Genomic DNA, 16,037 nt, shown 5'->3' on the forward strand with positions numbered 1-16,037 from the left:
GTTTTTAGTAATTTAGCTTTTGTCGCCAGTGATATGCACTGATATGTCAATTTATTCCATGAACCAGCCATGACTTACTACAAGTGATTGCCCTGTCAATGCATTAGATTCAAAAGAAGCAAAAAATAAAGCGGTTTGTGCTACGTCGTCAGTAGTAGTGAATACTCCATCGACAGTATCTTTGAGCATGACATTTTTAATGACCTCTTCTTCAGTAATTCCTAATTCTTTGGCTTGCTCTGGAATTTGTTTGTCTACAAGTGGTGTCCGAACAAAACCCGGGCAAATGACATTTGCTCTTACATTATGGGCAGCCCCCTCTTTAGCAACAACTTTACATAAACCAAGCAAGCCGTGTTTTGCGGTTACATAAGGTGCTTTAAGCTTGGAAGCTTCTTTGGAGTGTACCGAACCCATATAAATAATACTGCCTCCTTTACCGGAAGCATACATGTGTTTGAGTGCGGCACGGGTTGTTAGGAATGCACCGTCTAGATGGATAGAGATTAATTTTTTCCAGTCCGAAAAAGCTAATTCATCTACAGGGCTTATAATTTGAATTCCGGCATTGCTGACCAAAACATCTACTCCACCAAAATTTTCAGCTACAGCGTCTATGCCTTGATTGACCTCGTTTTCATCGGTGACGTTCATGGCCACTGCCATTGCTTCTCCACCTTTAGACTTTATTTCCTCAGCAGCAGTATTGGCTTGAGCCAAGTTCAGATCAGCAATTGCAACTTTTGCCCCTTCTTTGGCATAAACTAAAGCTATTTCTTTACCAATTCCACTGGCGGCTCCAGTGATGATAGCTACTTTATTTTTTAAGCGCATGATAACAATCCTTGTATAATTTTTAAGTTAATGGGCAATCATATTGATTGAACTAAATTTTTAAAAAGTATAGCAATGTAAATAAAATATTGCTTACTCTTCTTTAAGAATTTTTGACATTTCATTTTGTCGTTTTAGTCCCAATCTTTAAGTTGGGAGCCCAATGGCGTAAAACAATTTGTGGAAACTAATTGTCACCAGCCTCTCATCTGTCATCGATTCATTATATAGGTTAATACATGAGGCTCAATGGATTTATAAACTTTAACCCCTTTAATTAATAGAGGTTAAAGTTATTTTTTGTATTAGTAATAATAGTAATTATGACCAGGGCGATAGTAACGATGACGGTAATAATATTGTCGGTCTTGTTGCTGACCAATAGCATTGCCTATTAGAGCTCCAGCTCCGGCACCTATCACTGTGCCTACCGCACTTCCACCAGTAGCTGCATAACCTATACCCGCCCCAGCTGCTCCGCCAACACCGGTTCCTACTTCTGTATTAGTGCAACCACCGAGCATAAAAACAGATAAACTGATAAAAAATAATGGAGCAATAATTTTTTTCATAGTGAACTCCCTTTTATGATTTTAAGAATTTCTGCATTTATAAATTGATTTTTATTTGCAAGAAGATTCTAATTGCTTTATCTCCATTATGATTTTAGTACAAAAATTTTAATTATTGTTAAATTATTAAACATAAATTGTATTTATTGGTGGCATTTAAAAGACAAATTTTACTCTGACCCTCATTTTCCAGTAGTATTAGCATTATCGATCATAAAAAATAGAGGAAGATATGTTTAAAGGAAGCATAGTTGCTTTATTAACACCCATGCTCAATGATCAAGTGGATGTTTCACGTCTGCGTGAGCTTGTGGAGTATCATATTGAAATGGGTAGCCATGGCCTCGTTGCAGCAGGTACCACCGGTGAATCAGGTACCTTATCTCACGAAGAAAAGATTCTTGTGATTAAAACTGTTGTTGATCAAGTTAAGGAGCGAATTCCTGTAATTGCTGGAACGGGTATGAATGCCACTCGTGATTGTATCCAATTAACTCAAGAAGCGATGGAATGTGGTGCACATGCGGCATTAATTATGACTCCTGCCTATATTAGACCCACCCAAGAAGGTTTATATCAGCATTACAGCCAAATAGCACATGCGGTTGCTATGCCTATCATTCTTTATAACGTTCCAACCAGGACTGCTTGTGATATGTTACCTGAAACCGTAGCAAGACTGGCAAAAATTTCTAATATTGTGGGAATAAAAGAAGCTACAGGGCAAATGACCCGGTTACAACAAATTTTGCGTCTTTCCGAAGGAAGCATTGATGTGTTTAGTGGTGATGATTTTACCGCCGCATCCTGGATGTTAGCTGGAGCTAAAGGAAATATTTCCGCAGCAGCTAACGTAGTTGCTAAGTTGATGGCAAAATTATGTGATTTGGCTTTAGATGGGGATCATGCGGCATGTTTGCGTCTCAATGAGCAATTAATACCTTTGTATGAATTATTGTTTGTTGAAACAAATCCAATTGCTATTAAATGGGCAGCAAACAAAATGGGTTTAATGGAAAATGAGTTAAGAATGCCATTGACACCTTTATCAAAAGAGCATCATGAGCCTTTAGAAAAAATATTGAAGAATTTGGAGTTGATCTAAGTGAAAAAGTTGAGTTTTATTCTCGTTTGTATTGCTCTAATTTGTTCTGGATGCAGTCGTTATGCAAGTAATGGGGAACGTCTTTACTTAAATAGCCGTAATGGTCCAGTTTTGGAGGTTCCGCCTCCATTATCGAGGGCAAATATAAGTAATTTTTATGATTTGCCACAACAAAACCAGGATGCACGTGTAAGTATTGCTCCACCTGTATCATAGAGGGGTTATTATGACACCATCAGAATCAGCCGAATTACATATTATTCAGGACTTATCACAGCGAATTGTTGATGCGCAACGCAAGATTAGGATTCTTGATAGTATCAAATGGGATGATTCTATAAAAAAAGAATTTTTTAAACACCAGGGCAAAAAGCTTCCTGCGGTAGATAAAGAATATTATGAGAAAAAGCCGCTACCATTTGATGTGTTTGAAAAGCAAGAAGAGTTTCGCAATATTTTACGTGATGCCCAGAATCAATTAGGACAATATTCTACTTTAACTCGTTTAATTCGGCGCCAATGCGAAGAATACATCAGAGCAACACAAATGCTCGCTGTACGAGGTACGCCTGCATTTTCCGAAATAGCAACAGAACTGTATGGCAGTCCCAATGATGTATTTTATGCTGGAGGACCTCGTATGTCAGAGATGGGTACATTACTCTTTGATGTATTATCAGGGCTTAGTGTTCAATTGCAATCAGAAGCAGACGTAAAACATTACACGCCCCAGCAGGCACAAGAAATTTTACAAGCTCGATTGGGACAATTCTTTGACAAACACCCTGGTAAAGTCACGGTTATGGTCAGTGATGATATGATTGCCGATGCTTCAGCAGGTGCTGATAGTATTAAGCTGAGTCAGCAAGCCATGTTTAGTGATCGAGATCTTCGTTATTTGGAGGTGCATGAAGGATGGGTTCATGTAGGTACAACCCTGAATGGTTCGATGCAACCTAATTGTTTTTTTCTTTCCAAAGGTTCACCATCAAGTAGTGTTATCCAGGAAGGTTTAGCTGTGATCACCGAAGTTGTTACCTTTTCTTCCTACCCAAGCCGTATGCTAAAAATTACTAATAGAGTAATTGCACTAGATATGGTCACACAAGGAGCAGACTTTCTTGATATTTATAATTATTTTTTAGGATGTGGTTTAACCGAGGAAGACAGTTACAATCAAACAGTACGTGTTTTCAGAGGCAGTATACCTACAGGGGGGCCATTTACAAAAGATCTTTCTTATGCCAAGGGTTTTGTGTTGATTTACAATTACATTCGTTTTGCGATAAGCAAAAAACATGTTGAGTCGATTCCATTATTATTTACAGGTAAATTGGTTTTGGATGATTTGCCTTTGCTCACCGAATTAAAGGAGCGCGAGATATTGACCAATCCTGTTTATCTGCCACTTCCATTCCGCGATTTGGCTGCATTAAGTGCCTGGATGAGTTTTTCCTTGTACTTAAATCAATTTGATTTGAATGAAATCCAAAAGAACTTTCGATTTTTGCTGGCTTAATTTTTAGAAAAGTTTAGATGTTGTTGACCGTTTTTTTTTATTAGCGAGATGATGCACCTGGGTTTTCTTTAATCTGAACACTATGTGCAAACATCTTTCAGGATTTAAGCACAACACCTGGCTTTGCAAGAACCTGTCATTGCTTCAAATAGATGCACACCCTTGGTTTGAATGTGAAATACGTATAAAAAGTTATTTTTTGGAACGAGGCCGCTTTTAAGTGACCCCTTGAGTTCAATTTCTCAGCTTAATCTTGGCAAAGCTGTGTTACAAAATGCGGCCAAACTTCGTTGTAGGGGACTCTTCATCATTCGACTCCCTTTCTTTCAATAGTTCTTCTTGCAACTGTTTTTCAATATAGTCATCATCAAATAAAGGTTCATTTTTCTCATATTCTTTAATTTTTTCCTTTATTTTTTTATTCTCAAAAAATTTGTTTTGTATCGATTCATCTTGATTATCTGAATTATCAGGTTTATTTGTTTTATATGGCATTTGATTTTCCTCTATTCGGCGTAAAGTAACTTTTAATAGTCTAGTTTCTGATCACTGCTATTACTTACATCATATCCTGATTTAGATAATAGTTCACTGGAACTCATAGATAAACTTCTTTTCATCGATCGAGAGAAAAATTGTTCCCGATTAAGAATTGGTTCTATAAGTCTTTTACCACGAAATTCCGCTAATTTTACCGAATCATAAATTTCTGCTTTTTTATCTTTTATATCTATCCATGCAACATACACAGGCGTAGAACCATGAGGCACATTTGTATCATAAATAGAGACTTGAATGTTTTTATTTCCAATTAATTCTTGATTGGAAAGCATTTCATAAGTGGATAAAGTTACATTGCGATGGGAATTAATTAAATATGAAGTTTGTACGTAACGACCGGTAGTTTCCCCACGTTGTTGGGCTCTTTTTACCGAGCTTTCAGGATCAACTGTAACAATTGAGATTTCAAGTTTTCCATTATTTTGTGTTCCTAGCTGAATCCTGTCATTAGCCGGGGCTACTCCATCAATCAACATATGGGGGGCGCTGTTTTGGCTAATTTTTTGACGCATTTTTTCATAGCCCATGAGCGTAATATAAGATGCTTCATCATTGTTTAAGGACACATGAAGCTCATTATTCGTCCCTAATTGCTCCTGACGTCCTTGGCACACTAATATTCGATGTGTATCCGTATTAATTTTTACCATATCTCGTTCATCGATACCATTGGTTATTTTGGCTTCATAAAGTACTTTAGCGAGAATGGTACCTTTTCCTGATGCAGGGGCTCCAGCTAACATAAGCGTCAGTCGTTCTGCTCCTTCATGGAGTGATAGTTTTTGTAGTGGTGCTTCCCCGATGATTGTTCCCTTTGCATCATGTATGGGAAAAAGAGTTTCTTCTGCAACCACCTTGTTAATAATTTTTGTTATTTCAGGTGTTATGTTTGACTGAATGCATTTTTTCATTTCTTCGTTGTAAACCATATCTTCTATGGTCATTTTTACTAACAAAGGAAATGCTTCTTCTGGATTAATATGGTGTTTCAGTAAAAATTTATTTGATACTTGATATAAGCCACTTTCAAAGGCTGCTTTTATCCTATCATATACCTCTTTATATTTAGCCAAAGAAGGATCTAATCCTTCTTTATTATGGATCGCATTAAAAGCTTTTAGTGCAGTGACTTGCGCTGTTTCTTTAATTGCGTGTTCAAAGTCCTTAAAGTCGATTTTAGAAACTTTGTCGTAGATGTAGTCTACATATTTATATAAATCAAGCTCTTCACCACATTGAACTTCTGTTTCAATGGTTGCGATAGTATCGAAGTATACGATACGCTCAATTGGATAGGTAATAAGGCTTTGGACTTGGGGGTATTTGGGTTTTTCTGTATTAGAGTATACGGCATTACAAGCCATTATTTCAGCAATATCTATTTTGGGGCGTTGACAGCTTTGTAAATTTGTATGAGTATATATTGGTTCTATCCCAGATTTGATCATTTCTAAAACATGAGTTGCTGGAACATTTTCAATATATTTGATTGATTCGTCAATTTTATTTTGCATAACTTACACCTATTTCGATAGATATTTATTTTAAAAATAGTAAATAAATCCATATATGTCATTTAATGACCAATATGGTTGTTTGTTGTTTATATCAAGGCTATTTTGTATCCACTGCTATTATGCTAAGGAAGTGTCCATCCCTGAGTTGGGGAAAGACTACTTTTGACGCATCTTGTGCAGGCGACACTTGTTAATAAATGGATTATCGCGCGCACAGAGATGGCAACTTTCTAAACTTACTGATATTTCCCAGGTACTAGGTTACCCAGTGGATGTATTTGTATTAAATTTTACATGCAACTGCTTCTATATATTTGTTGTTTACCTCTTTTTCTGGTACACGGGTAAAGAACTGATGAATATTATTATATAACTTAGGCTTGGCCTGTTCATTCATTGTTCTAGCTAATGAAGGACGATCTTTAACCAGTTTTTGAGCTTGCTCTTTAATGTATGAATCATTGGATTTTTGAATCATTCCTAAATAATGAACAGCCTTTTTTAAGTCATTCGCATCATTTGTTTTTGCCAATATTTGGCACATCACCAACATTGCATTAGTACATCCCAAATTAGCAGATTGGCGCATAGTTTGTTTGTACTGAGAAGAGTTTGGTGGATAGATATGCGCTAAATGATATAATGCCATGGGGTTATCTTGAGCTAACGCCAACATTTTAGGTAAATGCTTTACCACAGCTGCTTTTATGGCCGGATCATTTGGTGTTTCATGTAACTGGTTTACTAACGCAGCAAATTCATTACTGGATGTGGTCATTTCCTTACCCCCAACGTTATACTCTTGTGTGTAGAATAAAAGATGAAGGTTAAGGTAAGATTAAGCCCGAATGTCTTTACGATTTTTTTACAGTTTCAAATATTGCCCATCCTAAATGAAACAACATATGCGCTAATATCACTGTAATTAGCCCATATTTCCAGAAAACATATCCAAAAAGAAAGGATTGATAAAGGCTAAGAATAATAAATGGATAGAAAAAGCGCCTACTTGAAGTACACCCGGCAGCTACATAGGCTGGAAGTTGTCCTAGAGCAAATATTAATCCACTAATAAATATTGCAATCCATGTGATGAGGGTCAAATAATCCTTAGTGAAAATTAAACCAAAAAATAATGTCAAATTCATGAGCCCCCAACGGGCAATGACTTCTTCTACAACTCCTCCATAAAGGGCACAACCGTCAACCCCCAGAGTAAAACGAATTTTCTCCATAATTTCCAGACTTTTTTTGTCAATAATCCGTTTCATTACCCCATAATACAAGGCACAAAAAATAAGGAGTCCGAAAAATGCATATATGAGCGCGGGTAATAAAACGGGTAAAAGCACACCCACACCAGCGGTTCCTTGTAACAATGCCTCAAGTTCAGGGGCACGTAAACCAGTAGTTGGCGATAAGACTGCACCAGCGATACTCAAGATTAAAACCATAAATAGAGTTTGTATAATGGCAAATCGACTTATTCTTTTTTTTAATTCTTCAGAATTATCAGGTAATAAAAAATAAATTAAACGTTTTATAGCTATTGTCACTCCTGGAATTGATAAGCAGAATAAAACGATGATTAAAGGCCAATTGAGGGTCATTTTTCATCCTTAAATAATACAGCGTAAAAGAAACCATCCATACATTGTTCCCCAGGTAGAATTTGTTGACCATATTTTGTTGTATGTCCCCAGGGCCAAGATTTCGTGATTAGGTTGCAGTCTGGATTGTTTTTTATAAAATTAGCTATTTGTTGTTCATTTTCAGCAAGCATTACCGAGCATGTGGCATAAACAAGCAATCCACCTTTTGTCAATAAAGGCCAGAGGGAGCTAAGCATAGTATGCTGAATTTTTGTAATTGTGGCAATTTCTTCATCGTTTCGAAGTAATTTAATGTCTGAATGGCGTCGAATAACTCCTGTTGCCGAGCAGGGTGCATCTAATAAAATACGATCGAAGAGTTTTCCATCCCACCATTGAGAAGGGTTTGAGGCATCTCCTTGCAGCAAAGTAGCATGTAAATGAAGACGATTTAAGTTCTCCCGAACTCGATCTAATCTTTTCGAATCAATATCTACAGCAACACATTCTGCGAGATGCGGCTCCTTTTCTAAAATATGGCATGTTTTCCCGCCTGGGGCACAACAGGCATCAAGCACACGAAGGCCTGGTTTTAAAGATAATAATGAAGTCGCTAATTGGGCTGCTCCATCTTGCACGGAAACTAACCCTTGAGCAAACCCGGGTAATTGATGTACATCACAAGGTGTTTCCAGAACAATTGCTTCGGCTGCAATAGAATGAGGGGTGGCTGTGATATTTGCTTGTTTTAAAACATTCAAGTATTCCATCACCGATATTTTTCTCAAATTGACCCTTAATGTCATGGGAGGATGGGCTTCGTTTGCCTTGGTTATTGCTTGCCAATTGTTAGGCCAATCCTTTTGCAAACGTCTTAATAACCATTGGGGATGGCCATAAAGAAATAATGGATCCTTATTAAGTCGGGTTAAAATTTCATCATGTTGGCGACAAAAATTACGTAATACCGCGTTTACCAAGCCTTTTGCCCATCCCTTTTTTATTTTTTCAAGTAATGCTACGGTTTCTTTAACTACAGCATAATCAGGTAATTTCATATAGTGCAATTGATAGATTCCTATCAACAGGGCAACCCATAGTTCTATTTCTTTAGGTTTTTTGTGTATGAGACAGTTTGCTATTGCTTGCAGGCGAAAATAATGTCGGCAAAAGCCAAAACAAATTTCTTTAGTCATTGGTGAGACTTCAGCAGATGATGCCATAAGCTGCGACAATGGCGTTTTTTCAACCAGTAAATGGGTCAGAATGTATAGGGCATGTAATCGTTCATTAGGCTTCTTTCGAGGCTCACTTGTGGTGGTGCATTGTTTTGAGTCTCTTCGCACTTTTTTCTCTGTAATGAATTTTGAAGGAGGTTTATTGTTGTTCATCAAAGCAAAAACCTACTTGCACTTGTGATTTAGAAGAGTTTAACCAATCGGCTATAGTAATGACTTTTGCACCAGGAAGCTGGATTTTCTCTACAAGCAAACCTTGACTTCCAGTTGCAACCAGTAAACCTTTTTTATCGATGCTGATTACCGTTCCAGGAGCTTGTGCAAATGGTGTTGCTATAATTTTGGCTTGATGAACACGTAAAATTTCATGGCCAAAGATGGTATAGGCTATAGGCCAAGGGTTGAACGCACGAATTTTTTGATCAATTTCTGTTGCGGTTTGTTGCCAGTTAATACAAGCATCTTCTTTCTTAATTTTACTGGCATAAGTGGCTAATTCGTTATTTTGGATTTCTGGTTTTGCTGTCTGATTGGCTAATTGATTGAGTGTATCTATTAATGGTTGAGCTGCAATTTGAGCTAACTTATCATGCAAACTGCTTGCAGTTTCTGTCGATGTTATGGGACAAATTACTTTATTCAGCATCGCTCCGGTATCCAAACCTACATCCATTTGCATGATGGTAACACCAGATTCTTGATCGCCATGCAAAATGGCTGATTGTATTGGGGAGGCTCCCCGCCAGCGAGGTAGTAAAGAAGCATGCACATTAATGCAACCTAATCCTGGAGTGTCAAGAACGGCTTTAGGGAGAATTAATCCATAAGCGATAACAACCATGATATCTGGTTTTAAAGCGTTTAACTCAGCAATTGCATCCGGATTCTTAAAATTAATGGGTTGATAGACCGGGATTTGATGTTTTAAAGCCCATTCTTTTACGGCAGAAGATTGGAGCTTTCTGCCTCGACCAGCAGGGCGATCGGGTTGGGTATAAATTGCCTGGAGATGATGGTTTGAATGCAATAATGCATCAAGACAAGGAATGCCGAATGCAGGCGTACCCGCAAAAACTATATTTAATTGGTTCATGGTTTGCGTGTATGTTGGCGTTTAAATTTTTCTAATTTTTTTCGTGCCATGGCTTTTTTTAATGGCGAGAGCAAATCAATAAATAACTTCCCATTCATGTGATCAATTTCATGTTGCAAGCATTCAGCAAGTAAGCCATCGGCTTGGATTTCAAAGGGTTTACCTGTTCTATCCAATGCTTTTACTATGACTTTCTCTGCGCGAATCACTGTATCATAAGCACCAGGGACAGAAAGACAGCCTTCTTCGAATTTTTTTTCCCCTTCGGATGCTATGATTTCAGGATTAATAATAACCAGTTGATTTTTTTTGTCGCCTGCAATATCGATGACAGATAATCTCAAACCAATGCCAATTTGGGGTGCTGCAAGTCCTACTCCATGAGCTGCATACATAGTCTCAAACATGTCTTCAATTAAAGTTTGTAATTTATCATCAAAATGAACAACAGGTTTTGCAACCTCTCTTAATCGAGCGTCAGGTAAATACAGAATTGTATGAATAGCCATCGTTTATCTGGTTCTCTACATAAAAATCATGTTATTATCCTTGATATATTGTAAGGCTGCAAGATATTCCAACAAAGGATTGACTCCATGAGATTTTTTCTCTCATTTTTCTTTTTTTTCTTTTCCGCTTTGAATTACGCCCTAAGCTTAAAGCCAGATGCTCCTTCGCGTTATATTGTTCAACATGGAGATACTTTATGGAGTATCGCAGGCCATTACCTGGATAATCCTTGGGAGTGGAAAGAACTTTGGCATGCTAATCCCAAGATAAAAAATCCTAATCGATTATATCCAGGGGCGGTGCTGACCCTTGCATATATTGGTAATAAACCTTACATCAAAGTTTTATCTAATGGCACGATAAAATTGTCACCGAACGTACGCCCTTTACCGTTAGATGAGGCTGTTCCAGCAATTCCATTAAGTGAAATTAAGCCTTTCTTGAATGAATCTTTGATCTTGGATCAAGATGTTCTCAATTGGGCCCCTTATATAGTTGCTTTTGTAGGGGAACGTATGGTAGGAGGACAAGGAGACGAAGCTTATGTACAAGGCTTGCATCCTTCTCGCGAGCTACCCATGAAGGGGGTTCCTGCATATTCTATTTTTAGAGGTGGTAAAAATTATGAGCATCCCAAAACCAAAGAATTTTTAGGGTATCGTGCCAATTTAGTAGGGTATTCCGAACTTGTTGCAGGGGGGGAGCCCGCTACCATTTTATTAACCAGTATCAATGAAGGAATTAGAATCCAGGATAGTGTGTTAATCAATAATAGTCCCGAGTTTAATCTATATTTTGAGCCTAAAGCGCCTAATTTTCTTGAAAGAGGCTACATCATTGATATGCCAAATGGTATGCCTAATGGAAATGCACAGGAGGCTGTAGGAGGGGTCGTGGTGATTAGTTTAGGTGCGCGTGATGGTCTAGAAGCAGGGGATGTGCTTGGGATTTACAGGGACTCGGGTATAGTTAATGATCCTAAAGATAAGCTGGTTCCTATCCATTTACCGCCGGAGCGTATCGGGGAAGTTATGGTTTTTAGGGTATTCACCAAGGCAAGTTATGCATTAATTGTGCGTTCAACGCGTGCTGTTTATTTATTCAACCTAGTGACTAATCCATGAGTAATTTACTCTTTTATCTGGCTTTAAACCGTATGGAACAAGTTGGCCCACGTACCGTGATGAAGCTACGTAAACGCTGGCCTGATTTACAACAAATGTTTGGGCTTACAGCAACGGAGTTGGAACAAGCGGGAGTATCTGGTTCTTTGGCGCAAACCATAACTGGTTTTGATTTCAGTTTGATCCAAATGGATTTACATTGGTTAAATGCTGCAGAAGATCATCATCTATTGACTTGGGATTCACCTGAATATCCCGCACTCTTAAAAGAAATTACTGATCCACCCCTGGTTTTATATGCTAAAGGCCAACTTTCCTGTTTGCAGCAGCCAAAGCTTGCTATAGTGGGAAGTCGGAATCCAACTGTAACGGGTAGTGAGAATGCACGGATGTTTGCAAAATCAATTTCGGCTTATGGTGTTACAATTGTAAGTGGCCTGGCTTTAGGAATTGATGCTCAGGCCCATATGGGATGTTTGGAAGCTGGAGGCCAAACAATTGCTGTTCTGGGCACGGGAATTGATTGTATTTATCCACATCGACATGTAACACTTTCGCAACAGATTAGTCAAAATGGTCTTCTATTAAGCGAATTTCCCTTAAAAAGTCCACCAATCGCTGGACATTTCCCGAGAAGAAATCGTATAATAAGTGGTTTATCATTGTGCACTTTGGTTGTTGAGTCAGCAGTGAAAAGTGGCTCATTAATCACAGCACGAATGGCCTTGGAACAAAATCGCGATGTTTTGGCGATTCCAGGCTCCATTCATAATCCTATGGCTCGAGGTTGTCATTACCTATTACAGCAAGGAGCTAAGTTAGTGACGTCAGTTGCTGATGTTCTCGAGGAGTTAATGATTGATTCAAAAGGGCAAACAACGAGTAAAGCAATTTTACCTCTTGCCAGCGGGAATAAAAACCTAGTAAAGTTCATTGGTTTTGAAATGACTACTGTTGATCAGATCATTTTACGTAGTGGATGCACCGTTGAGCAAGTGACTCGTGAGCTTGCAGAATTAGAATTGAGTGGGGTTGTTGTATCTGTCCCCGGTGGCTATATGAGGTGTTAGTATATGAAAGATAACTTATTTGAAATGTTGTTGAGTTTATTTGAAACAAGTCTTACGCAGCTACAAAAAAGCCATAAAACCGCTGATCAAGATGTAATTGAATCTAACGATGAAGAAAATCTGGCTTCCGAAGAGCAGATGGTGCATTTGAAATCGCAACAACATACATCAACCCGGGTCTTTACCTATGATGAACAAATAAAGTTAACTAAAGCCAGTTATCAGTTTCTTGTACGCATGAAATTGTGGGACGTTCTAAATGCGGAAACTTTTGAAATCATTTTGAATCAATTACAATTCTCTGAATCTCGCATTGTGACCCTTCAAGAGACTAAATGGACAATAAGAAATGTACTGGCTAATGGTTTAGATGAAGAACAATTGGCTTTTCTTGATTTAGTTCTTTATCAATCTGAAGATGGGTTGACATTACATTAATATCATCTATTACCTATATTACAAGTAGTTATTTTAATTAGTTCATTCTTTAGCGCCAATGTTCGCCTATAATTCGCGGATTTTTGGCATTTTTGTGTTGAAATGGGGAAGAAGGATAAGGTTAACATTAAGATGAGTAAACATTTGGTAGTTGTCGAATCACCCGCTAAAGCAAAAACAATTCAAAAATATCTAGGTAATGATTATGAGGTCATAGCTTCTTATGGCCATGTGCGTGATTTACCTGCACGTAAAGGATCAGTCAATCCAGATAAGCAGTTTGCTATGACTTATGTTCCTATTGAAAAGAATGCCCGTCATATTGAAACAATTGCAAAAATACTCAAAAAATCGGATTCCCTATTGCTTGCAACTGACCCTGATAGGGAAGGTGAAGCTATTTCTTGGCATATCTATGAGTTAATGAAAGAAAAAAATCTTACTAAAGATAAGACCGTTCATCGTATTTTTTTTAATGAAATTACTAAATCAGCCATTCAAGATGCCATAAATCATCCGCGCACTATTTCAATGGATTTGGTTAATGCACAACAAGCACGACGGGCATTAGATTATCTGGTAGGCTTTAATCTTTCTCCCCTTCTTTGGAAGAAAGTCCGAAGAGGGCTGTCTGCAGGAAGAGTACAAAGTCCTGCTTTGCGTCTTATTGTGGAACGCGAAGAAGAGATCGAAAGTTTTGTTGCCCAAGAGTACTGGAAGATTTTAGCTCAATGTTTCCATGCAAACAGTCCCTTTGAGGCGCGTTTAACTCATTATAAAAATGAAAAAATACAACAATTTACAATAGTTAATCAAGAGCAAGCACAGCAAATTAAAGAATTTTTGATTGATCAGGCTAAAGGTTCTTTGTTCGTTACAAATATCGAGAAAAAGCAACGTAAACGCAAACCTTCTCCTCCTTTTATTACGTCTACATTACAACAAGAAGCAGCGCGAAAATTAGGTTTTACCGCTCGTAAAACAATGATGGTTGCCCAACAACTCTATGAAGGAATAGATATAGGGACTGGAACAGTGGGTCTTATCAGCTATATGCGTACTGACTCAGTGAACTTGTCGGTAGAAGCGATAGAGGAAATTCGCCAATTTATTACAGAGCGTTTTGGCGCAGCGAATTGCCCAACAAGTCCAAGAGCTTATAAAACCAAATCTAAAAATGCTCAAGAAGCTCATGAGGCGATTAGACCCACATCAATTAAACGTGTACCGGAAATGGTGCAGTCGTCCCTGACTACGGATCAATATAAGCTTTATAATTTGATTTGGAAACGTACAATCGCGTGCCAAATGGCTGATGCGGTTTTAGATACGGTCGCCGTGGACTTAACTTGTGGCGAAGGTACGATTTTTCGTGCAAATGGTTCTACAGTTACATTTCCTGGATTTCTTTCAGTCTATGAGGAAGGGCGAGATGATGCTAAAGACGACGAAAATGATGGTTCTTTATTACCAGTATTGGTCGTTGGTGAAAAAGTTAATGTACAAGACATACTGGCTAATCAACATTTCACTGAGCCACCGCCACGATATTCTGAAGCAACTTTGGTTAAGGCATTGGAAGAATATGATATAGGTCGTCCCTCAACCTATGCGACAATCATACATACCTTACAACAGAGGGAATATGTCGTTGTCGATAAGAAGCGATTTTTTCCAACAGATGTAGGTCGTATCGTCAATCGCTTTTTGACGGGCTACTTTACACGTTATGTTGACTATAAATTTACTGCAGAGCTTGAAGATACTCTTGACGCAGTATCTCGTGGTGAAAAAGAGTGGATACCGGTTTTAGATGAGTTTTGGAAACCATTTGTACAACAAATTAAAACTACGGATGAACAGGTACAACGTAAAGATGTGACTTCAGAAGTTCTGGATGAAAAATGTCCAAAATGTGAGAAGCCTCTTTCCATCAGGCTAGGCAAACGTGGACGGTTTATTGGATGTACTGGCTACCCTGAATGTGACTATACTCAAGATATTGCAGGCCAGGAAAATGAAAAAAAAGAGCCGGAAGTCATTGAGGGAAGAGTTTGTCCTGAATGCTCGAGTCCCTTGCATATAAAAGTTGGACGTTATGGTCGTTTTATTGGATGTAGTAATTACCCTCAATGCAAACACATGGAGCCTATAGAAAAACCTGCAGATACCGGTGTTGATTGTCCCAAATGCCATCAAGCAAAAATATTACAACGCAAATCAAGAAAAGGAAAAATTTTCTACTCTTGCGGTAATTATCCTAAGTGTGATTATGCATTATGGAATGAGCCGATTAATCAACCTTGCCCCAAATGCAACTGGCCTATTTTGACGGTTAAGGAAAGCAAAAAGTTTGGTCGCCAAATTTTATGCCCGCAAGAGGGATGTGGTCATTCCACAAAGGAAGAGTAAAAATATGAAACGTCACCTTCGGTAAAAGAGGGCGACGTTCTTCTAAATATCATCCCGCATAAAAGCAATAGTGAATTTTCCTTAAGTTCTGCCTGCCAGGGATAAACTCAGGGGAATAACGTTTGCTTTAGCGATATAAAAGGTGCTTTTATGCCGGTCGAACGCACCTTAACTAATACCAATCAATAGTGGTTGCTGTAACATCAACTCCCGGATAGGTGTAAACAGCTACAGGTTGAACGGTAGGCATCACTTGCCTGTATTCGACTACATCAGTTGAGTAATAACATCCAGACATTAATACAGCACTAATAATTAGGATACTCCATTTCATGATAACGCCCCTTTCTTGGACTCTTATAAAAATTGTATATTATTTGATCAGTTATGGCCAATTTTGATGCCCATATTGGTGTCAATATTCAAAGAGCGCTGCATATAGAAGTTATATA

General features: G+C 38.1%; 17 protein-coding genes. 7 read left to right on the forward strand and 10 right to left on the reverse strand.

Annotated features, from left to right (window positions below):
* Positions 1-51 precede the first annotated feature (51 nt).
* Both EKG34_RS06730 and EKG34_RS06735 read right to left on the reverse strand, forming a co-directional pair.
* Positions 52-834 carry a 3-hydroxybutyrate dehydrogenase gene (locus tag EKG34_RS06730; protein WP_003632894.1) on the reverse strand — a complete coding sequence of 261 codons (783 nt, stop codon included), beginning with the start codon at positions 832-834 and terminating at the stop codon, positions 52-54.
* Positions 835-1,139: 305 nt separating this feature from the next.
* On the reverse strand, positions 1,140-1,406 hold the full coding sequence (locus EKG34_RS06735) for a glycine zipper domain-containing protein (RefSeq protein WP_003632892.1): 267 nt from the start codon (positions 1,404-1,406) through the stop codon (positions 1,140-1,142).
* Positions 1,407-1,638: 232 nt separating this feature from the next.
* On the opposite strand from EKG34_RS06735, the gene dapA reads away from it, so the two are divergent.
* From dapA to EKG34_RS06750, 3 genes are read left to right on the forward strand one after another with little or no spacing between them, the layout of a single operon-like run.
* Positions 1,639-2,511 carry a 4-hydroxy-tetrahydrodipicolinate synthase gene (gene dapA, locus EKG34_RS06740; protein WP_003632890.1) on the forward strand — a complete coding sequence of 291 codons (873 nt, stop codon included), beginning with the start codon at positions 1,639-1,641 and terminating at the stop codon, positions 2,509-2,511.
* Positions 2,512-2,727, forward strand: a complete 216-nt coding sequence (locus tag EKG34_RS06745) for a hypothetical protein (RefSeq protein WP_003632889.1) — start codon at positions 2,512-2,514, stop codon at positions 2,725-2,727.
* A 10-nt stretch (positions 2,728-2,737) separates the two neighbouring features.
* Positions 2,738-4,030 (forward strand): flavohemoglobin expression-modulating QEGLA motif protein, encoded by a 1,293-nt coding sequence (locus EKG34_RS06750; protein ID WP_003632888.1) that lies wholly within the window; start codon positions 2,738-2,740, stop codon positions 4,028-4,030.
* Positions 4,031-4,297: 267 nt separating this feature from the next.
* Here EKG34_RS06750 and EKG34_RS06755 read toward each other — a convergent pair whose 3' ends face one another.
* The 7 genes from EKG34_RS06755 to def all read right to left on the reverse strand — a co-directional run bounded on the left by EKG34_RS06755 (position 4,298) and on the right by def (position 10,540).
* On the reverse strand, positions 4,298-4,525 hold the full coding sequence (locus EKG34_RS06755; protein ID WP_003632887.1) for a hypothetical protein: 228 nt from the start codon (positions 4,523-4,525) through the stop codon (positions 4,298-4,300).
* A gap of 32 nt (positions 4,526-4,557) precedes the next feature.
* Positions 4,558-6,105, reverse strand: a complete 1,548-nt coding sequence (locus EKG34_RS06760) for a zeta toxin family protein (protein WP_003632886.1) — start codon at positions 6,103-6,105, stop codon at positions 4,558-4,560.
* Positions 6,106-6,391: 286 nt separating this feature from the next.
* Positions 6,392-6,886, reverse strand: a complete 495-nt coding sequence (locus tag EKG34_RS06765; RefSeq protein ID WP_003632884.1) for a hypothetical protein — start codon at positions 6,884-6,886, stop codon at positions 6,392-6,394.
* 76 nt (positions 6,887-6,962) lie between these two features.
* On the reverse strand, positions 6,963-7,718 hold the full coding sequence (locus tag EKG34_RS06770) for a CPBP family glutamic-type intramembrane protease (protein WP_003632883.1): 756 nt from the start codon (positions 7,716-7,718) through the stop codon (positions 6,963-6,965).
* A complete protein-coding gene (rsmB, locus tag EKG34_RS06775; RefSeq protein WP_003632882.1) occupies positions 7,715-9,091 on the reverse strand; it encodes a 16S rRNA (cytosine(967)-C(5))-methyltransferase RsmB in 1,377 nt (458 codons plus the stop codon). Before rsmB ends, EKG34_RS06770 begins: the two co-directional genes overlap by 4 nt.
* Positions 9,078-10,031 carry a methionyl-tRNA formyltransferase gene (gene fmt / locus EKG34_RS06780; protein WP_003632881.1) on the reverse strand — a complete coding sequence of 318 codons (954 nt, stop codon included), beginning with the start codon at positions 10,029-10,031 and terminating at the stop codon, positions 9,078-9,080. The genes rsmB and fmt overlap by 14 nt, the downstream gene beginning before the upstream one ends.
* Positions 10,028-10,540, reverse strand: a complete 513-nt coding sequence (gene def / locus EKG34_RS06785) for a peptide deformylase (RefSeq protein ID WP_003632880.1) — start codon at positions 10,538-10,540, stop codon at positions 10,028-10,030. Before def ends, fmt begins: the two co-directional genes overlap by 4 nt.
* A gap of 87 nt (positions 10,541-10,627) precedes the next feature.
* On the opposite strand from def, the gene EKG34_RS06790 reads away from it, so the two are divergent.
* From EKG34_RS06790 to topA, 4 genes are all read left to right on the forward strand, one after another.
* Positions 10,628-11,665: a LysM peptidoglycan-binding domain-containing protein gene (locus EKG34_RS06790; RefSeq protein ID WP_003632879.1), complete on the forward strand. Its 1,038-nt coding sequence runs from the start codon at positions 10,628-10,630 to the stop codon at positions 11,663-11,665.
* Positions 11,662-12,735, forward strand: a complete 1,074-nt coding sequence (gene dprA, locus EKG34_RS06795) for a DNA-processing protein DprA (RefSeq protein WP_003632878.1) — start codon at positions 11,662-11,664, stop codon at positions 12,733-12,735. The genes EKG34_RS06790 and dprA overlap by 4 nt, the downstream gene beginning before the upstream one ends.
* 3 nt (positions 12,736-12,738) lie before the next feature.
* Positions 12,739-13,173 carry a DUF494 family protein gene (locus tag EKG34_RS06800; RefSeq protein ID WP_003632877.1) on the forward strand — a complete coding sequence of 145 codons (435 nt, stop codon included), beginning with the start codon at positions 12,739-12,741 and terminating at the stop codon, positions 13,171-13,173.
* Between the two features lie 132 nt (positions 13,174-13,305).
* Positions 13,306-15,585: a type I DNA topoisomerase gene (gene topA / locus EKG34_RS06805; RefSeq protein WP_003632876.1), complete on the forward strand. Its 2,280-nt coding sequence runs from the start codon at positions 13,306-13,308 to the stop codon at positions 15,583-15,585.
* A gap of 172 nt (positions 15,586-15,757) precedes the next feature.
* Here topA and EKG34_RS18185 read toward each other — a convergent pair whose 3' ends face one another.
* Entirely contained in the window at positions 15,758-15,919 is a 162-nt protein-coding gene (locus EKG34_RS18185) for a hypothetical protein (RefSeq protein WP_003632875.1), read from the reverse strand.
* Positions 15,920-16,037: the final 118 nt, after the last annotated feature.

It is taken from the genome of Legionella longbeachae, assembly GCF_004283175.1.
GTDB classification, from domain to species: domain Bacteria; phylum Pseudomonadota; class Gammaproteobacteria; order Legionellales; family Legionellaceae; genus Legionella; species Legionella longbeachae.